The sequence below is a fragment of the Ruegeria sp. BA12 genome, from assembly GCF_056539625.1.
In genome coordinates this window covers 109,557-128,927 of the sequence record NZ_JBQFVF010000008.1, presented here as the reverse complement: position 1 = coordinate 128,927, position 19,371 = coordinate 109,557, and the positions used below count along the sequence as shown (strand labels likewise).

Here is a 19,371-nt window from a genome sequence, read left to right as displayed (position 1 = left end):
CAACACACGGATCATTGTCGAAGCACGCTCCTTACCGAGAGACGAACCGGATGTATAGAGTGGAAGATGAATGGCCGCTGAACCGGCGGATTTTTCGACCACGGCCGTGCGGTGTGATCCAAAAAAATCTGTGATCCAGCGTATTTTCCAGTTCAACGCCAAGGTGGTGGACTGTACCGTCCAACGTCATTTGCCCGGTAGGACAGGCAGCCGCACGGTCCTGCCTTACAAGCGCGTTAAGGGTTCGCCTATTTTATCTGTTTTCAGGGCAAAATCCCTGTTTGCGCTAAAATGGGCGAAAAAATTAACTGTGATTTCAACACTGTCCGGCGCGCTACGGGAAACCCCCTATATCGAAATTCAGGCCGATTCGTTAACTGTGTTTTATCGAACGGGTCATATCGGACGATACCACTTTTCCCCTGTGAGGGGCTGGCTACTTACCCCCTCGGCCGGCCCCTCAGTCACTGGCCGCGACCCGTTTCGATCCCCCTCTAGAAATAGGCTCTCAGGCGCTTTGCTCCAGAGATAGCAGTACTTGTGCAACCAGATTGGGCAATTCAGAGGATCGGTCGTAGCTTGCTGTATGTGGAATGTCGGCAACCGGTGATTTTCGATAACCTTCGGTGAACAACAAAAACGGCACTTGTGCGCGTTGAGCGGTTTCGGCATCCACCTCGCTATCTCCGACAAACAACTGCGGACCGGCTGCGGTAACGGCGGCAAAGCTGGCCTCAAGATGGGCCGGGTCGGGTTTGCGGGTGTTCAGGCTGTCACCTCCAAGGACGGCATCGAAATGGGGTGCAAGCCCCATCGCCTCAAGCACATGGCGGGCAGGGGCTTCGGGTTTGTTGGTGCAAACCCCCAGAACGCAGCCCATGTCAAGCAAATGTTCCAGCGCCTGCAACACACCGGGATAGACCACGGTTTTATCGCTGGAGGCGGCGTTGTAATGGGCAAGCGTCAACCGGGTCAGATCACCGTGCTGGACCATCGGCAGGTCGCAATGCTCAATCACACGCTCGACCAGTTTGGGTAGCCCGTTGCCAACAAATTGTTTGATCTGGTCCTGTGATAAGGGCGCTACGCCGGCGTCACGCAACATATTGTTCGCGGCCGCTGCAAGATCAGGAAGACTGTCCACGAGCGTTCCATCCAGGTCAAACATGATAGTCGCGGCCATTGACTGCCCCCTTGGTTTGATATTCTGAGAAAGTGGTACCCTGCCTGAATTTTTGGTGCAATCGTGCGAGGTTGGAGAATTCACCAGAACGGGCCTTGACATACCTGACTATTTTAATCAGATTATTATTTAAGTCCACAGCCAACCCCTGTCAGGGTCAGCCAGATCAAGTGAAACGCGAACAGATTAAGGCATTTCGCCCCAGCCCCCTCTGGAGTTGTCCTGATGAATATGCAGACCCCGAATCCCAGCCAATCCTATGCTGTATCCATGCTGCCATCGCATAAGGCCGAAGAACTGACCAATGGCGGTAACCTGGCCCATATCGAATTGGGCGACCAGCTGTATACGCTGCGCATCACCCGCGCAGGCAAATTGATCCTGACGAAATGAGCGCGAATTCCTCTCGGGGTGGGGCGGCTGTTGGCCGCTTAACTGACCTTGGCCCCGTCGAAGCCGGAGCTGTGATGTACTTGCGGCTTTGGGGTGATGGTGCCCAGGGCCGCGCAGATGCCGCCAGCGATTTTGAAATTGCGTTGGGCGCAGAATGCGGGCGCGCTGCGATGATGTCGCTTGACCGCCTGTGTTCGCTGTGCGCGCATCACGGGCGCCGCCCGTTGATCCGTCACGGATTGGGGTGTTCTTGTCTTGGCGCTGACGAAAATTGCTTTGCGCAGATGATCGCAGCGGCCTCTGAAGGTTCCCGTGAAGACGCGATGATGATGGCGTCCCTGATTGTGCGACCGGATTTTGCCCCCGCTCTGGCCTCATTATCAGAAGAACTTGGACTGGCGCTGCGTCGTATGACCGCGTCGATTCCGCTGCCCACAACCGGGCACCAACCCCCCGCAGCCCTGCTGCATTGAGCAGCAGCGTGGCGCAGAACCCCGGCCCTCCCTAGGCCGGGGTTTATTTCTCAGCAGCACCCGCACCCAGCATGGTGATGCCCCTGATCGCAGGCTGGGGCAGGGGTGAAATCACCCACTCCGGTCAAAACGTCCCGCAAAGCCCAGAGGATCATGTCGACGTCCTCGGCCTCGATCGTCAGCGGTGGGCGGATTTTCAGGATGTTGTCCTTGGGCCCTTCGCTGCCGATCAGAATACGATGATCGCGCATCCGGTTTTTGACGTATTTGCAGATTTCGGTGCCCTCGGACCCATCCGGGTTGATCAGCTCAACCCCAAGGAACAGGCCCATTCCTCGCACATCGCCAACGCATCCGAAATCGGACTCAATCTGACGCAGACCATCCATCAGGCGCGCGCCCATATCGCGGGCGTTGTCCTGCAGGCCTTCGTCATCGACGATGTCCAGCACCTCTTTGCCGATCCGGCATGACAGGGTCGAGCCGCCAAAGGTTGAAAAGAACTCGATCCCGTTGTCAAAGCTCTGGGCGATTTCCTTGGTCGTAACCAGTACGCCCAGCGGATGGCCGTTACCGATAGGTTTGCCCATGACAAAGATGTCCGGCAGCGCGCCTTGATGTTCAAAGCCGAAATAGTACTCACCCAGTCGCCCAAGCCCGGTTTGTACTTCATCGGCAATGCACACACCGCCCGCAGCGCGGATTTTCTCATATACCGCTGGCAGGTAACCTTTGGGCGGAATGATTTGGCCGCCGACCGAGGGGAAGGTCTCGGCAATAAATCCTGCGACCCCGTGCCCCTTGTCTTGCAGAGCAGCGATTGCAGGGTCTACAAAATTCGCGAATTTTGTAGCGCGGTCCGGGTCGTCACGTTTGAATGACCCGCGATAGTCGTCGGCAACCTCAACCAACTCGACCCAGTCGGCCTGACCGACACCGCCGGGTTTGTTGAACTTATAGGCCGAGATCGCAACAGCCGCGTTGGTGTTGCCATGATAGCCGTGATCCGGGGTGACAATGCCCTTGGCGCCGGTATGGGCGCGGGCCAGACGCAAGGCCAACTCGTTCGCCTCGGTGCCTGAGTTGACAAAAAAGCAGACCTCGAAATGATCCGGCAGTTTCGAGAGAATCTTGTCGGCAAAGGTCGTTTGGGCAGGGTGCAGATAGCGCGTATTTGAATTCACTCGCTTCAGCTGATCCGCCGCCACCGCCCGAATTCGCGGATGCGCATGGCCCACATGGGGGACGTTGTTATAGGCGTCCAGATAGGGCCGTCCCCATTCGTCGAACAGGTGATGTTTCCAACCGCGCACCAGCATGACCGGATCGTCATAGGTCAGGCTGAGGTTGCCGCCGAAATGATCGTGCCGCCCCTGCAGGATCGCTTGCTTGTCGGTGGGGCGATAGAACACTTTCTCATCCGGTAGATTCAACAGCGCCGCGGGGTTGGGGCAGACGGCGTGCCACAGCTCCATCTCATCGGGATCGCCGACACCGGGCCAGTCGGTCTGCATCCCATCCGTGGTTAGCGCCAGTTGGAAATGCACATGTGGGGCCCAGCCGCCATTCTGACTAGCATCGCCCAGCCGGGCAAATGCCGCGCCTTGCGCCACCGGATCGCCCGGCTTCAGACGGTCACAAACTTCGGGGTCCAGATGACCATAAAGAGTATAGAAGGGATCGCCCTCGGGCGTTTCATGATGCAGGATCACGACGCCGCCATAGTCCAAATGGGCGTCGCGGTTCTCGACCGCTTCGACCCGGCCGCTCATCGGCGCGTGCAGCACGGTGCCTGCCGGGGCAAACACATCCACCGCCAAATGCACGGTGCGCCGGTCCGAAGCCTTCCAGGGCCCCTTGCGGAACCCGGGCTCGGCATAGATCAGGCGGGGTTCGTTGTAATAGCCCAACCAAAGGCCTTGGCCAAATTCCTCACCCACACGCGCTGCCTCTTCCAGTGGCATGTAGAACGGGTTCTGCGGCCAGGTCGAGTTCTCAACCGACAGTGAGCCCATGGGCGCATCGCTCAGATCCTGATTGAACATCAGGGCGAACTGGCCGCGATGTTCGGACAGATAGGCGTGGATGCGTTCGGCCCCGTCAGTAACGGGCAAACCGCAGGCCGTTCGTAGCCGCGCCGCCATCAGGTCACCGTTCACGCCTGCATTCTCAAGGAACCGCCATGCGGGGGCCTGACTGATCGTCACATAAGGATCGTCCGGGTTCTCGATCGCCATAAGGGTCGAGTTTACAACGGACACCGCCAGCCGCATCCGCAGCAAGGGCCAGATCAAATCAATCTCATCGGGGCGCAGCCGATTAGCCGCGTGATAGCCCTGCACAAGAGCGGCAAGCGCGCGTTCCGGTTTAGGGTGATCCAGAACGATATAGGCCCCCGCAATCGCTAGATCACAGACACGCGGCGCAGCACACATATCGCCCAGATCAATCAGGCCCGAGATACTCTGACGCTGACCCAGTTCGCCCTCAACCAGAATGTTGTAGTCGTTGACGTCATTATGGATCGCCTGTTTCGGCAGTTCCGCCAACGGACCCGAGATCGCCGCGAACTGGTCACAAATCTCGGACAGCAAAACCCGACGAGCAGGATCAGTGATCGCATCCAGCCGATCGGCGATCCAACCGGCTTGCGTAAGGTCCCATTTGAAATCTGCACGATGCAGCCCGTCATGGGTAAACCGCTCCAACGCTTTGTCGGTGGCACCCAAAACACGCCCCAATTTTAAGATCAACGCCTCGGATTTAGGCGCGGCCTTGGCGTAACATTGCCCCGGCAGGCATTCCAGCAACCAGACCAGCCGCATCTGCCCTTGCTGATCGGCAATTTGCGGCAGCTGCGCCCCGGTAAGGGCGGGATAGACCTGAGGGAATGGCAGCCCCGGCGCCTCACCCGCGATATGGGCCAATGCCTTGACCTGCAGATCAACGAACTCTGCTTCGCATCCGGGGCGCAAGACTTTCAGTACATAATCCTGACCATTGGTAGCCCGCACCATAAAGTTCAGATCATATTCGCCATCCAGCCGCGTCAGCTTGGCGTCCAGCCCCCAATGGGCGCGCAGGGCATCCGCCCAGAATACGGTCAAGTCGCTCATACGCTTCCCTGTCCAATTTTCACGAGGTTCCCCTTCATCTGGCCGAAAATATCCTCGGGGGTGAATTGGCCGAACGGTCCAAAAGGGGGCAGACAGCCCCCCAATGCCGTCAGTCCAACGCGCGCAACCGCTTGAACAGCGAAGATGTATCCCACCGTCCGCCGCCCAGCTTTTGCACATCTTTGTAGAATTGATCGACTAACGCCGTAACCGGCAGGGACGCCCCGGTTTCGTTTGCCGTCTCAAGGCAAATCCCCAGATCCTTGCGCATCCAGTCAACCGCAAAACCGTGTTCGAAATGATCATCCAGCATGGTTTCATAGCGGTTCGCCATCTGCCAGCTGCCCGCAGCGCCCTGGCTGATCACCTCAACAACGGATCGACCGTCCAATCCGGCTTTTTCAGCGAAATGTAGCGCTTCGCTGAGACCCTGAACCAGACCGGCAATGGCGATCTGGTTGCTCATCTTGGTCATCTGCCCTGCGCCGCTGTCGCCGATCCGACGGCAGATCTTGGAATAGACCTGCATGATCGGTTCAGCCGCATCATAGGCGGCCTGATCACCACCGCACATGATCGACAAGACGCCATTCTCGGCTCCCGCCTGACCGCCCGAGATCGGGGCGTCCACAAATGCGATACCCTTGCTTTGGCCCGCCGCATAAAGCTCACGGGTCACCTTGGCGGAAACGGTGGTGTGATCAATGAAAGTTGTGCCGTCGGCCATTCCGTCAAAGGCACCATTTTCACCCGTGCAAACCATCCGCAGGTCATCATCGTTGCCGACGCAGGCCATGACGAACTCCGCGCCCTGGGCGGCTTCTTTCGGGGTGGTCGCCATCGCGCCACCATGTTGGGCAACCCAGGCTTCGGCCTTTGCGGCAGTGCGATTGTATACGGTTACTTCATGGCCCGCCGCCTGCAGGTGACCAGCCATTGGATAGCCCATGACGCCCAAACCCAGAAACGCAACTTTTGCCATATTGTGATCCTCTCTGTTGTCCGGGCCATTTCATTTGGCGGGCCGGATTGCCAGGCAGAGACAAAGCAAAGCCACGCGCAAAGAGCAACCCCGTGTCAGGGTTTGCCACCCAAATCCTGCAGGATCGGACAATCAGGCCGGTCATCTCCGGCACAGGCGTCGATCAGGTGGCCCAGCGTATAGCGCATCGCGTTGAGGTCGGCGATCTTGGTTTCGATCTGCGCCAGATGCGCGCGGGCAACCTTTTTGACATCGGCACTGGCGCGGGTTTCATCCTCATAAAGGGCCATCAGAGTGCGGCAATCCTCGATCGTGAACCCCAGCGCGCGGGCGCGGCCTAGAAAGTTCAGCTTATGCACGTCCTGTTCGCGGAACCGGCGATAGCCGTTGTCGTCCCGCATAGGTTTGATCAGGCCGATATCCTCGTAATACCGGATCGTCTTGGCGGGCAGGCCGGTTTGGGTTGCAACGTCTCCGATATTCATGGCGTCACCGTTTGGGATGTGTGGTCTTGGGATGTTTCGGGCAGTGCAGCCCGGACACGGCGCAGGCGCAGCGCGTTGGCGACCACGAAGACGCTGGACAACGCCATTGCCCCGGCAGCGAGGGCAGGGGATAGCAGATGCCCGCTGAACGGGAACAGCACCCCAGCGGCCACCGGGATCAGCAGGATGTTGTAACCAAAGGCCCAGCCCAGGTTCTGGCGAATGTTGCGCATGGTGCGGCGGCTGATCTCGACCGCATTGGCCACACCGCGCAGATCACCCGACATCAACACCACATCCGCCGTTTCAATCGCCACGTCAGTGCCGGTTCCGATGGCCACGCCGATATCCGCCGCCGCCAACGCTGGGGCGTCGTTAATACCGTCGCCGACAAACGCCAATGTGCCGAATTGTTCACGCAGCGCGGTAATCGCGGTCAGTTTACCGTCCGGCAAAACCTCGGCCGTGACATGGTCGATGCCCAGCCTGTCGGCCAGTGCTTGTGCAGTGCGGGCATTGTCGCCGGTCACCATCGCCAGTTTCAGGCCCATCGCGTGCAATCGTTCTAACGCGTCCTGCGTGCCGGGTTTCACCGGGTCCGAGACCGCCAATAGAGCCGCCGCCTGACCGTCAATGGCGACGAACAGAGGTGTGGCACCTTCGCTGGCGCGCAGATCGGCCTCGGCAGTCAGGGTGGTTAAGTCCACCCCGTTCTGCGCCATCAGCCGCGGCGACCCGATCAACAGATCGTGTCCGTCGACCGTCGCTTGAACGCCTAGCCCGGTTAGGGATTTAAATGCGGATATTGCGGGCAGATCGTCCGGGCCCGCGCGGGTGATTGCGGTGGCGATGGGGTGTTCTGACTGCGCCTCTACCGCTGCGGCCAACCGCAGAACGGTGTCGCGATCAAAGCCGTTCGTGGTGGTGACGCTTTCCAGTTCGGGCCGCCCCTGCGTCAGGGTTCCGGTCTTGTCCAGCGCGATGACCTTAGCCTGCTGCAATTGCTGCAGCGCATCGCCTTTGCGGAACAAAACCCCCAGTTCAGCTGCGCGCCCGGTGCCGACCATAATCGAGGTTGGCGTTGCCAGACCCATCGCGCAGGGGCAGGCAATGATCAGGACCGAGACCCCGGTGACCAGTGCCATCGGCAGCGCAGGCGCAGGGCCAAAGATCAGCCAGACGACAATCGTCAGCAGCGCGACGGCGATGACCACCGGCACGAACCATGCGGTGATCCGGTCGACCAGCCCCTGAATCGGCAGCTTGGCCCCTTGCGCCTGTTCGACCATCCGAATGACCTGCGCCAGAACCGTATCAGCCCCGACCCGCGTGGCGCGCAGACGCAGCGCGCCGGTGCCGTTGACCGTTCCGCCAACAACCTGATCGGTTGGGGATTTGCCCACAGGAACGGGCTCGCCCGTGATCATGCTTTCATCCACGTAGGAGGTGCCTTCAAGCACCTCTGCGTCCACAGGAACCCGCTCACCTGGGCGGATTTGCAGGATGTCCCCAACAGTAATGTCGGCGATCGGACGGTCGATGAAGCGACCGTCCATTTCGACCCGCGCGGTTTTGGGTTGCAAGCCTACCAGTTTGCGGATTGCGGCCCCGGTGCGGCCCTTTGCGCGGGCTTCCATCACGCGACCCAGCAAGATCAAAACGACGATGACCGAGGCGGCCTCGAAATACACGTTTGCGCTGCCCTGCGGTAGGATCTGCGGCGCAAAGGTGGCCGTGGCCGAGAACAAGTACGCCGCGCCCGTGCCCATTGCCACAAGCGCATTCATATCCGGCGATCCGCACAGCAGCGAGGGGATGCCTTTTGCGTAGAAAACCCGCCCGGGCCCCAGCAAAATCACAGAGGTCAGCGCGAATTGGATCAGATGGCTGGTTTGCGCGCCGATGCTTGCCTGCACCCAGTGATGGAAAGCCGGGATCATATGCCCGCCCATCTCTAATACGAACACGGGCAGGGCCAGGATGGCGGCAAACAGGGTGGCGCGGGTCAGCGCATGGGCCTCTTCGGTTTTGCGCCCATCGGTCTGGGGGTCGGCAGCGTCCGCCACGCGCGCCGGATACCCGGCCTCTTCGCAGCGTTTCGCCAGCACCTGTGGATCGGTTGCGCCGTCTACATAGGTGATTTGCGCGCTTTCCGTGGCCAGATTGACCTGAGCGTCGACCACTGCCGGATCAGATTTCAACGCGCGCTCGATTTTAGAGACGCACGAGGCACAGCTCATACCGGCGATCTTCAGGGTCGTTTGCCGGGTCGCAGCGGGATATCCGGCATGTGACAGTGCGTTGATCAAACCGCCGACCTGACCGTCATAGGTAACCTGCGCGGTTTCCGTCGCAAAGTTGACCGATGCGTCAGACACACCCGGCACATCCAGCAAGGCGCTTTCCACCCGACCGACGCAAGAGGCACATCCCATGCCTGAGATTTTCAACTGAGTTGTCTGCGGCGCAGCCATCCGACTCATCCTATCGTCACTTTTACCCTCCAGATGAGGGTTCCAGTCACGGGAAGGTCAAGGGGTCATGTCAGATATCCGTAGAATTCCGCAGCGCAGATCAATTGTTCGATAGCTGATCAAGCAAAAGGGAATCGTGCGAAAAGGGAAGGGGGGAGCGCACGGATTCAGGCGAGGCAAAAAACGCCAACGCAAGGCCCATAGCCAGCAACAGCGCCCCAATCAGGCCGAGATGAACAACATTCAAGGCAAAGCGTAGCATGGTTGTGGACCCTATTATCTGATTTAGTTTGCGAATTTTGGGTGCAACGGGGTCAGGACCGTTGCGCTAGTTGCTGTCTTAGTTTTTCGTTCTCGGCCTGTAACTGAGCCAGTTGCTGGCCCAGCGCGTTAAGATGCGGGCGCAACTCGGCTTCGGTAAAGCGGGGTGTGATGTTGCTGGGGCAGTTCCAGTCCAGCGCCTCGACCCGAATTCGGACGGCGCGTTCGGTGGGGGCTTTTGCGCCTTCGGGATAAAGGTCGGCGGCGGCGGCCGCGCCCTCAGTAAACTCCACCCGACCCAAAATCTTGAGGCGCCTCTGGTTGGCATAGTCCATCAGGATCAGGGCGATCCGGTCGTTTCCATCCAGGTTCCCGCGCGAAATATACTGTTTATTCCCCGTGAAATCGGCGTATCCGATGGTCTGTGGGGCCAGAACCTTTAGAAACCCAATCGGTCCGCCGCGATATTGAACGTAAGGCCAGCCGGTCTCGGAAACGGTGGACTGATAGAATCCATCGCGCGCTTCGATAAAGGCCTTTTCAACCGGTCCGATCTGATGGCCTTGCTGCGGACCGCCGTCAACAAACTTGGCGTAAGTCTTGGCTGAGCCCATCCTTTCCTGATGCGCACGGACGGCTGGTGTAAATGTCAGTTCGGAAAAGGCACGCGGCATGTTTTTACCCCTTTACAACCCCAGGTCAGACAGCCCGGCGTGATCATCGGGACGGGGCCCTTGTGGCCAATGAAACAGGCGATCGCCCTCGGAAATTGGTAAGTCGTTTAATGAGGTATAGCGTTTGGCCATCCGCCCATCTTGTGCAAATTCCCAGTTCTCGTTGCCATAGGACCGAAACCACTGTCCGCTGTCGTCCCGCCATTCGTATGCATAGCGCACGGCGATACGGTTGCCGGAAAAGGCCCACAGTTCCTTTATTAAGCGATAATCCAGTTCCTTGCTCCACTTTCGGGTCAAAAAGGCGTGGATTTCGGCGTGACCGTTTAGGAACTCTGCCCTGTTTCGCCACTGGCTGTCATCAGTATAGGCCGGAGTGACCACATCCGGGTCGCGGCTGTTCCAAGCGTTTTCCGCCATTCGGACTTTCTGTTTGGCGGTTTCCAAACTGAACGGGGGCAGCGGGGGTCGGCTCATTGCGTGGTCTTTCATGTCAGTATGGCTGCAAGCATCGCCAAGGTTAAAACAACCGGGACGTACTGGGGTGGGAAAAGGCTGGCATGGTGTCTCATCTGAACGCTCCATGGTTTACTGATCGGTACATCTTGTTGGCAATGTGTACCGATCTGTAAACTTTTGCAAGTCTTATTTTGAAATTTCACCGCAGCGCACTCTACGGTTGCCGTGAGGACAGTGCGGTATTATGTACTGATCTGTACATGTAGGAGGTGACACATGCGCCCAAACAAACGCGATGAACTGGTCCGCAAGTCTTTGCAGGTCTTTTATCGTGACGGATTTCACGCCACCGGAATGGACAAGCTGGTGGTGGAAACGGGCGTGTCAAAAACCTCGATGTACAAACACTTTCGCACCAAGGAAGAGCTGATTCTGGCTGCCTTGCAGTTGCGGGATGAGAACTTCCGAAAAGAGTTCTTTTCTCGGATCGAGGAGCTCGCAGATACCCCTGTCGGCCAGTTGCTCGCAAGTTTCGATGCGCTGGGCGAGTGGTTTGATGAGAAAGAATACCGCGGCTGCATGTTCATCAAAGCAGGGGCGGAGTATCAGGAAATTGACCACCCGATCCACAAGCAATCCGCCGAGCACAAGCGCATATTGCTCGATCATTTTATCGATCTGGCGCGGAAGGCCGGTGCCCGTGATCCAGAACATCTGGCCTGCCAGATTGTTCTATTGCAGGAAGGCGCGATTGTGACGGCTGTGTTCTTGAAAACCTGTGACCCGGCGGGGGATGCTAAGGCGGCTGCCCGGGTCTTGCTGGACGCGGCGCTGGCCTGACCAGACCCGAACATTCAAAAGAACGTTACGTTCCAACGCGTTGGATGGATTGGATTGCAATGCCTCCAAAGCTACCTTGATCAACGGAAGATTTGGGGAGGATACCGCATGCAGCTATTTACCACGACCGCCAGTTGGGTAACCGAAGAACACCGGATGTTTGCCGAAATGGCGGATCGGTTCATGGATGATGAGCTGATCCCCAATATCGAACGCTGGATCGAAAATGGTGTCGTGGATCGCGATATGTGGCGCAAGGCTGGCGACATAGGGCTAATGGCAGGCGCGATCCCCGAGGTTTACGGCGGTGTAGGTGGTGGCATCGGATTTGATGCAGTTACGATGTACGCGCAATCCTCGCACGGGGATTCCGGATGGGGTTATGCGATCCAATCCATCGTCATTCACTACATCAACGCCTATGGCAGCGAGGATCAAAAGCAAAACTGGTTACCGAAACTGGCGTCGGGCGAGATGGTCGGCGCGCTTGCCATGACCGAACCCGGGACTGGCTCGGATGTGCAGGCCATTCGCACGACGGCCGACAAGGATGGAAATTCCTACCGTTTGAACGGATCCAAGATATTCATCACCAACGGGCAATCGGCAGACTTGATCCTTGTGGCGTGCAAGACGGACAAGGCGCTGGGCTCAAAAGGGGTTTCACTGATTGGGGTTGAGACCGAGAGCGCCGAGGGCTTTCGCAAGGGGCGCAACCTCAAGAAGCTGGGGATGAAGGCCAATGACACGGCTGAGCTGTTCTTTGAAGACGTTAAGGTGCCTATGACCAACCTTCTGGGCGCGGAAGAGGGGCAGGGGTTCTACCAAATGATGAACCAATTGCCCTGGGAACGCCTGACGATTGGCATCGGTGCGCTGGGCGCAATTGATTTCGCCATCGCTGAGACGGTGAAGTACACGCAAGAACGCAAGGCATTTGGTCAACGGGTGATGGATTTCCAGAACACCCGCTTCAAGCTGGCCGAGTGCAAGACCAAGGCCGAGGTTTTGCGCAGCTTCGTCAATGATTGCATCGCACGGCTTGAAGCTGGCACGCTGGATGCGGCGACCGCTTCGATGGTGAAATACTGGGGGTCGGAAGTTCAAAACGAAATCATGCATGAATGCTTGCAGCTGTTCGGTGGGTATGGGTTCATGATGGAATACCCGATTGCCCGCCTTTACGCGGATGCCCGCGTTCAGATGATATATGGCGGCACCAATGAGATCATGAAGGAACTCATTGCCCGATCTTTGGATACTTAATCAGACCGGTTACTCCCGCCCGTCATCAATGTTTCTGACGAAACATCTCCTCCCGTTGGGCCAGGCAGGACGCAAGGCCGAAGGCGGCGCAGAGCCGCATTGCACCTCTGGCTTACGTGTTGGGGGCCTGATCAATCTGACCTTGCAGCCACGCTCGGAATGATCTGAGTGGTTCGGATTCCGCCCGCGATTGTGGCCAGACCAGATAGAAATTCCCAAGGCTGACACCCGGACCGTGCCACGCTGGGACAAGCCGCCCCGCTGCCAGATCAGCATCGATCAAGTAACTTGGGAGCAATGCCACGCCCAGCCCGTGGATAGTGGCCTGTCCCATGGTCGAGAATTGATCGAATAGCATTCCCTGTATCCCAGAAACCTCGCGGCCTTGTGCGGCGAACCATTTCTCCCAGGCTTCGGGGCGTGTTTCCAAATGCAACAGGGGCGCTTTGATCAACCACTCAATGTCATCGCTGTCGTCGGGCAGCATATCGGGTGCGCAAACGGGCACCACATCTTCGCGCATAATGGGCAGGTAATTCACGCCGGCCCAGTCGCGTTGACCAAAGTGGATCGCGGCGTCGAATTGTTCCGTGTCGAAATCAAAGGGCCGCAGCCGCGTATTCAGATTTACCGTGACTTCTGGATGGCGGCGGGCGAAATCCTGCAGGCGTGGCGCCAGCCAGTGCATGCCGAATGCAGGCAGGATCGACAGGTTTAGCGACCCTCCGGTCGGGTTGGCCTTGAGCTTCAGCGACGCCTGCGCCAGTTGGTTCAGCGCTTTGCGGGCGACCTGGACATATTCCTTTGCCGCAGGCGTCAGATGCAACCGCATTTGGCTGCGCTGGATAAGGGCGACGCCAAGCTGTTCCTCCATCGTCTTGAGCTGACGGCTGATTGCGCTTTGCGTCAGTGACAGCTCTTCGGCGGCGGCAGAGGCGCTGCCAAGGCGATCAACGGCCTCAAGCGCCAGCAAAGAGGGGATCGAGGGCAAAAAGCGGCGCGGGGCGATCATATGACAAATCCTCATACCTTTCGAAAGGAATATCACTGGCTTTTGCCGCGCGCCAGCCCGATATAAATGCAGGTATTTCTTCAGGGTATGTGCGTGTAAGCCTGTGCATCGGATCGGAGGTTTATTTCCCGGGTGCTTGCGACTTTCTTTTGCCTCTGCCCTCGAATGCCTGCAAGAAAGGGGGGGTGCTGCTGCGGCAACACTCCGGATTAAGTCACACAGGATCAGGGAACTGGCCATGGATCGCGCTCAGATCGTTCACGAGAATTTCCTGACCCGAGTCGCACAGCGCGATTTACCCGACGGGGCCGCCCCCAGACCGGGTCTGAGCAACCCCGATGCGGTGTCATTGTTTCGGTCGCAAGTCCTCAGCCGTGCGCTGGACCGCACCAGCCGTGCGATGCAAAAGGCGGGGCAGGGCTTCTATACGATAGGCTCTTCGGGGCACGAGGGGATGGCAGCCGTCGCCCACGCGCTGCGCCCGACCGACATTGCCTTTCTGCATTATCGCGATGCGGCGTTTCAGATTGCCCGGGCCGAACAGGTGCCGGGCCAGCAGATCGCCTGGGACATGTTGCTTAGCTTTGCATGTTCCAAGGATGACCCGACCTCGGGCGGGCGACACAAGGTGCTGGGTTCAAATGCGCTGACGATCCCGCCGCAGACCTCGACCATTGCCAGCCACCTGCCCAAAGCGGTGGGCGCGGCCTATAGCCTGGGCGCGGCGCGGCGGCATGATCCGGAACACCGCGAGTTGCCCTTGGACGGGATTGCTGTTTGTTCTTTTGGGGATGCTTCGGCCAACCATTCGACCGCGCAGGGGGCGCTCAACACGGCCGGTTGGACCAGCGTGCAATCGACGCCGTTACCGTTGTTGTTCGTGTGCGAGGATAACGGGATCGGAATCTCGGTAAAGACACCGAAGGGCTGGATTCAATCGTCGATGGAGCATCGGCCGGGCGTCAAGTATTTCCAAGCCAATGGGTTAGACATATTCGAGACTTACGCCGTGGCCAAGGAAGCCGCTGATTACGTGCGAACCCGCCGAAAACCCGCCTTTCTGCACCTGAAAACAGTGCGCCTCTACGGTCACGCCGGGGCGGATGTGCCGACCACCTATCTGTCTAAAACCGAGGTCGAAGCTGATGAGGCCAACGACCCGCTGCTGCATACTGTGCGTTTGTTGGATCAAGCGGGCGCGTTGCAGCCGGATCAGGCGTTGAAGATTTACAATGACACCTGCGCCCGCACGGATCGCATCGCCGCCGAGGCCGCCACCCGCCCTCACTTGTCAGATGCCGCCGAGGTGGTGGCCAGTCTGGTTCCACCGAAACGTATCTGCAAACCCACCAACGGCCCAGATGCCGAGGCGCGCGCCAAAGCCTTTGGCGGCGATTTGCGGGCGATGAATGACCCCCAGCCCATGAGCCGCCTGATCAACTGGGCGCTGACAGATCTGATGCTGGAACACGGTGAAGTCGTCTGTATGGGTGAAGACGTGGGCCGTAAGGGAGGCGTCTATGGTGTGACGCAGAAATTGCAACAACGCTTTGGTCCGGATCGGGTGATCGACACGCTGTTGGACGAGCAATCCATACTTGGGCTGGCGATAGGAATGGGGCACAACGGCTTTGTTCCGATCCCCGAAATTCAGTTCCTGGCCTACCTGCACAATGCCGAGGATCAGATCAGGGGCGAGGCCGCGACGCTGCCGTTCTTCTCGAACGGGCAGTTCACGAACCCGATGGTGCTGCGGATTGCGGGGCTGGGGTATCAGAAAGGGTTCGGCGGGCATTTCCACAACGACAATTCCCTGGCGGTGCTGCGCGACATTCCCGGCGTGATCATTGCCTGTCCGTCCTCTGGTGCAGATGCGGCACAGATGCTGCGTGAATGCGTGCGGTTGGCGCGGGAAGAGCAAAGGGTGGTGGTGTTTCTAGAGCCCATCGCGCTGTATCCGATGCGCGATTTGCACGGGGCGCAAGATGGCGGATGGATGAGCACCTACCCTTCGCCGGATCAACGTATTTCGTTGGGTGAGGTTGGCGTGCATGGGGATGGCACCGATCTGGCCATCGTGACCTATGGCAACGGGCATTATCTGTCGCAACAGGCGCTGCCCAAACTGGACGCAGCCGGGATAAAGACGCGCATCATCGACATGCGCTGGCTGGCGCCTTTGCCAGTCGAGGCCCTGCGCGAGGCCACCAAGCCCTGCGCACATGTTCTGGTCGTGGATGAATGCCGCCGCACCGGCAGCCAGTCCGAGGCGCTGATGACGTTCTTCGCCGAAGAAAATCCCGCAACGCCAACCGCACGCGTTGTGGCCGAGGATTGCTTTATCGCCACGGGTCCGGCCTATGCCGCGCCACTGCCATCCAGGGGCGGTATCGTTGCCGCCGCGCTGAAACTGGCCGGAGGCCGCCAATGACCCGCACAGCCGTCGTCATCTGCCCCGGTCGGGGCACCTATAACAAGCCCGAGCTGGGCTTTCTGCACCGCCATCACGCGCAGCGGATGGACCTGTTCCACAGCTTCGACGCCATCCGTGCCGAGACGGGGCAGGACGCCGTGACCGCCCTGGATGGTGCAGGCCGGTATACGATGTCCAAGTATTCGCGGGGCGATGTGGCCTCGCCCTTAATCTATGCGGCCTCGTTTGCCGATGCGCTGGCGTTGGCGGACGATATCGAGGTTATCGCGGTCACCGGCAATTCGATGGGCTGGTATATTGCCCTGGCCGCTGGTGGTGCGCTGTCGCCGCAGGATGGTTTTCGGGTGGTGAACACGATGGGCACGCTGATGCAGGAACAGCTGATTGGCGGGCAGCTTGTCTATCCATACGCGGGCGACGATTGGCGGGACGCCCCAACGCGCAAGGCCGAGTTGCTGGTGGATGTGGCAAGGATCAACGCAACCGACGGGTGTGATTTGGCGCTGTCCATTGATCTGGGTGGGATGTTGGTGCTGGCCGGGAACGAAGCGGGGTTGAAGGCGTTCGAAGCTTCTCAGCCTGTTGTACAGGAACGCTTTCCGATGCGGTTGGCGAACCACGCGGCGTTTCATACGTCCTTGCAGACTCCGGTCGCTGCAGAAGGGCGCGCGCGACTGGCACCGGATCTGTTTGCGCAGCCTGATCGCCCCTTGATCGATGGGCGCGGCAAAATCTGGTGGCCGGGCGCGACAGATACGCAGGCGCTGTGGGATTACACTCTGGGCCATCAGGTGACCGAGACCTATGATTTTACCCGGGCCATCCAGACCGCTGCGCGCGAGTTCGCTCCGGACCTGTTCATCGTCACCGGCCCGGGCGCGACCCTGGGGGGTGCCGTGGCGCAATCACTGGTACTGGCCGATTGGAAGGGCATATCGGACAAGGCGGCGTTTCAGACGCAGCAACAGGTCGAGCCGTTTCTGATCGCAATGGGCCGTGATGATCAAAGGGCACTTGCAACCGGCTGAATCAGCCCCGATGATCCGCGCAAAATTCTGGAGCCCAGCGTGAGTGACCACGACCAATCCCTGTGGTTGAAAACCTGCCGCGAGCATGTGGAAGACCGCCCCCTAAGCGGTGATCTAACGGTTGATCTGGCCTTAATCGGCGGCGGCTATACTGGCTGTTCCGCAGCATTGACGGCAGCGCAGGCCGGGGCGTCGGTCTGCCTGTTGGAGGCGCAAGGCATTGGCCACGGCGGTTCAGGCCGAAACGTCGGTCTGGCGAATGCGGGGCTGTGGTTGCCGCCCGAGGATATCCGCGCGCATCTGGGCAAGCGGGCCGGGGATCGGTTGATCGATCTTTTGGCGGCGGCACCTGCGGATGTGTTTGACCTGATCGAACGGCATGGCATCGACTGTGATCCTGTTCGCAATGGGACGTTACACTGCGCGCATTCCGCCTCGGGCCTGCAGGATTTGCAGAGGCGTCACGCCCAGTTGAGCGCCACGGGAGCCCCGGTTAAATTGCTGCCCGCCGATCAGGCTACCCAACGGACTGGCAGCGCGGCATTCCATGGCGCGCTGTTTGATCCGCGTGCGGGGACGATTCACCCATTGGGCTATGTGCGTGGTCTGGCCCGTGCCGCTGCCGAGGCCGGGGCGCGGATTGTCACCCAATGCCCGGTGCAGTCGATGCAGTACGACTACGGTCAATGGGTGCTGAAAACCCCGCATGGCTCGGTGCGGGCGAAATCGGTAATTCAGGCCACCAATGCCTATCATCAGGGTCTTCAAGCTACAGCCCCAGACTATGTTCCGGTCTATTACTTCCAGTTCTTTACGGCTCCGCTGTCGGACAATCTGCGGGCCAGTATTCTGCCGGGGGCGGAGGGGTGCTGGGACACCGGGTTGGTCATGACCTCTTTCCGTATGGATGCCGAAGGGCGGCTGATCATCGGGGGCATGGGTGATCTGGGCCAGGCGGGCCGGGCGGTTCACGCGGCATGGTGCAGGCGCAAACTGGCCGAGTTGTTTCCTCAACTTACAGATCAGCCGTTGACCGAGGGGTGGCATGGGCGCATCGCCATGACCTCGGACCACATCCCCAAGATCACGCAGATCGGCCCCAGGGCCCTTTCAGCACACGGATATTCTGGACGGGGCATCGGTCCGGGTACGGTTTTTGGCCGCTTGATGGCAGAAAGCCTGCTGCAGGACGACCCGAGCCTGCTGCCTGTGCCTGCGGTTCCTGAATACCGCGAAAGCTGGACCGCCCTGCGACGTGCTTATTTTGAGACCGGCGCGACGTTGATGCATCTGATCAAAGCACGGTTCTGATCCGCGACCGCCCCGGTGATCAATTCTGCAGCGTCGTGGCGATGGTCTCGATCCGTGCGCGCAACCAGCGATGGGCCGGGTCATTGGCCGAGCGTTGATGCCAGACCATGTAGATCGAGACCGGCTCGCACTCGAACGGCAATGGCGCGCAGTCCAGTGCCGCCAAAGGCCCGTGTTTCATCAGCACAGTGTCCGTCGATATCAGGTCGCTGCCCTTCACAAAGGACGGAATCGCGTGGAAATGCGGCAGGGTGACGGTGGGTGGCCGGATCTGGCTTTGGTCCACACCACGCATCACCGCGCGGGAACTGCGTCCGTCGGTAAATCGCACCTCGATATGCTCAGACTGGCAATAGGCCTGCCAACTGTCTGGCGGATTGCGCTGATCGGCATCGTAGAAAATCATTAGCGGGCTGATCAGTACGCGTTTTTGAAAAATATCCGGCCCATCGGGCGGCAGCGGGGTCAGCATCAACTGACACCGGTCGCTGCGCAGCAGGTCGGGGTCGGGGACGCCGGACGGGATGAAACCCAGCCGCAGGCGCACGCCTTCGGCCCGAAGTGCGTGCAGCAATGGCGGAAAGATCAGGTCGCGCGGCATGTCGTTGGTGGCGATCTGGATGCTGATCTCATCGGCCAGCGGATCAAACGGACGCTCGTCAGTCAGCGCCCGCATGCCGTCCAGCACCTGTTGTACCGGCTCTTTCAGCGATAAGGCGCGCTCGGTCGGGGTCAGGCCCTGACCCGAGCGCACGAACAACGGATCCCCCAGAACCTGCCGCAGTTTGGCCAGCGTGTGGCTGATTGCTGATTGCGTCACACCCAGCCGGTCGGCAGCCTTTGAAACCGAGCTTTCCTCGAGGATCGTCAGAAAGGTGCGCAAGACTTTGCCGTCTAGATCGGTGAAATCAGTTTTGCTCATATCATCTATGACTATTCATGAATGGATTTGCTGTCTACGGCGCATTAGGTGACAGTCA

General features: G+C 59.2%; 17 protein-coding genes. 8 read left to right on the top strand and 9 right to left on the bottom strand.

The genetic code is table 11. The features are described 5' to 3' along the window. Nucleotides 1-70: 70 nt before the first annotated feature. Entirely contained in the window at nt 71-532 is a 462-nt protein-coding gene (locus ACR0B0_RS15420; protein ID WP_480648566.1) for a hypothetical protein, read from the top strand. Here the strand turns inward: ACR0B0_RS15420 and gph are convergent. Further along, complete coding sequence (gph, locus tag ACR0B0_RS15415; protein ID WP_480648564.1) at nt 509-1,183, bottom strand: phosphoglycolate phosphatase; 675 nt, start codon at nt 1,181-1,183, stop codon at nt 509-511. The genes ACR0B0_RS15420 and gph overlap by 24 nt on opposite strands. 225 nt (nt 1,184-1,408) lie before the next feature. Here gph and hemP point away from each other — a divergent pair, with 225 nt between their 5' ends. Continuing rightward, complete coding sequence (gene hemP / locus ACR0B0_RS15410; RefSeq protein WP_170350842.1) at nt 1,409-1,576, top strand: hemin uptake protein HemP; 168 nt, start codon at nt 1,409-1,411, stop codon at nt 1,574-1,576. Then, complete coding sequence (locus ACR0B0_RS15405; RefSeq protein ID WP_170350843.1) at nt 1,573-2,049, top strand: hypothetical protein; 477 nt, start codon at nt 1,573-1,575, stop codon at nt 2,047-2,049. The genes hemP and ACR0B0_RS15405 overlap by 4 nt, the downstream gene beginning before the upstream one ends. 50 nt (nt 2,050-2,099) lie before the next feature. Here ACR0B0_RS15405 and ACR0B0_RS15400 read toward each other — a convergent pair whose 3' ends face one another. From ACR0B0_RS15400 to ACR0B0_RS15375, 6 genes are all read right to left on the bottom strand, one after another. Continuing rightward, the gene (locus ACR0B0_RS15400; RefSeq protein WP_480648562.1) at nt 2,100-5,165 is read right to left on the bottom strand and encodes an aminotransferase class III-fold pyridoxal phosphate-dependent enzyme; all 3,066 of its coding nucleotides are present in this window, start codon (nt 5,163-5,165) and stop codon (nt 2,100-2,102) included. Between the two features lie 109 nt (nt 5,166-5,274). Next, nucleotides 5,275-6,147, bottom strand: coding sequence for an NAD(P)-dependent oxidoreductase (locus tag ACR0B0_RS15395; protein ID WP_480648560.1), 873 nt, complete (start codon nt 6,145-6,147; stop codon nt 5,275-5,277). Nucleotides 6,148-6,242: 95 nt separating this feature from the next. Continuing rightward, the gene (gene cueR, locus ACR0B0_RS15390; protein ID WP_170350846.1) at nt 6,243-6,632 is read right to left on the bottom strand and encodes a Cu(I)-responsive transcriptional regulator; all 390 of its coding nucleotides are present in this window, start codon (nt 6,630-6,632) and stop codon (nt 6,243-6,245) included. Beyond that, a complete protein-coding gene (locus tag ACR0B0_RS15385) occupies nt 6,629-9,106 on the bottom strand; it encodes a heavy metal translocating P-type ATPase (RefSeq protein ID WP_480648558.1) in 2,478 nt (825 codons plus the stop codon). Before ACR0B0_RS15385 ends, cueR begins: the two co-directional genes overlap by 4 nt. A 314-nt stretch (nt 9,107-9,420) precedes the next feature. Further along, complete coding sequence (locus ACR0B0_RS15380; RefSeq protein ID WP_480648556.1) at nt 9,421-10,041, bottom strand: pyridoxamine 5'-phosphate oxidase family protein; 621 nt, start codon at nt 10,039-10,041, stop codon at nt 9,421-9,423. A gap of 12 nt (nt 10,042-10,053) precedes the next feature. Next, nucleotides 10,054-10,518 carry a nuclear transport factor 2 family protein gene (locus tag ACR0B0_RS15375; RefSeq protein WP_217354102.1) on the bottom strand — a complete coding sequence of 155 codons (465 nt, stop codon included), beginning with the start codon at nt 10,516-10,518 and terminating at the stop codon, nt 10,054-10,056. A 258-nt stretch (nt 10,519-10,776) separates the two neighbouring features. Between ACR0B0_RS15375 and ACR0B0_RS15370 the strand changes: the two genes are divergently transcribed. Then, nucleotides 10,777-11,340, top strand: a complete 564-nt coding sequence (locus tag ACR0B0_RS15370) for a TetR/AcrR family transcriptional regulator (RefSeq protein ID WP_170350850.1) — start codon at nt 10,777-10,779, stop codon at nt 11,338-11,340. Nucleotides 11,341-11,448: 108 nt separating this feature from the next. Then, nucleotides 11,449-12,606, top strand: coding sequence for an acyl-CoA dehydrogenase family protein (locus ACR0B0_RS15365; RefSeq protein ID WP_480648554.1), 1,158 nt, complete (start codon nt 11,449-11,451; stop codon nt 12,604-12,606). 112 nt (nt 12,607-12,718) lie between these two features. On the opposite strand, the gene ACR0B0_RS15360 is transcribed toward ACR0B0_RS15365, so the two are convergent. Beyond that, nucleotides 12,719-13,618 carry a LysR substrate-binding domain-containing protein gene (locus tag ACR0B0_RS15360; RefSeq protein ID WP_170507159.1) on the bottom strand — a complete coding sequence of 300 codons (900 nt, stop codon included), beginning with the start codon at nt 13,616-13,618 and terminating at the stop codon, nt 12,719-12,721. 238 nt (nt 13,619-13,856) lie between these two features. On the opposite strand from ACR0B0_RS15360, the gene ACR0B0_RS15355 reads away from it, so the two are divergent. Genes ACR0B0_RS15355 through ACR0B0_RS15345 form a run of 3 tightly spaced genes read left to right on the top strand, consistent with a single transcriptional unit; the run spans nt 13,857 to nt 18,391 of the window. Beyond that, on the top strand, nt 13,857-16,049 hold the full coding sequence (locus ACR0B0_RS15355; protein WP_480648552.1) for a dehydrogenase E1 component subunit alpha/beta: 2,193 nt from the start codon (nt 13,857-13,859) through the stop codon (nt 16,047-16,049). After that, on the top strand, nt 16,046-17,080 hold the full coding sequence (locus ACR0B0_RS15350) for an ACP S-malonyltransferase (protein ID WP_480648550.1): 1,035 nt from the start codon (nt 16,046-16,048) through the stop codon (nt 17,078-17,080). The genes ACR0B0_RS15355 and ACR0B0_RS15350 overlap by 4 nt, the downstream gene beginning before the upstream one ends. 39 nt (nt 17,081-17,119) lie before the next feature. Continuing rightward, a complete protein-coding gene (locus ACR0B0_RS15345) occupies nt 17,120-18,391 on the top strand; it encodes an NAD(P)/FAD-dependent oxidoreductase (RefSeq protein WP_480648548.1) in 1,272 nt (423 codons plus the stop codon). 19 nt (nt 18,392-18,410) lie between these two features. Here ACR0B0_RS15345 and ACR0B0_RS15340 read toward each other — a convergent pair whose 3' ends face one another. After that, nucleotides 18,411-19,313 carry a LysR family transcriptional regulator gene (locus tag ACR0B0_RS15340; protein ID WP_170362063.1) on the bottom strand — a complete coding sequence of 301 codons (903 nt, stop codon included), beginning with the start codon at nt 19,311-19,313 and terminating at the stop codon, nt 18,411-18,413. Between the last annotated feature and the right edge of the window lie 58 nt (nt 19,314-19,371).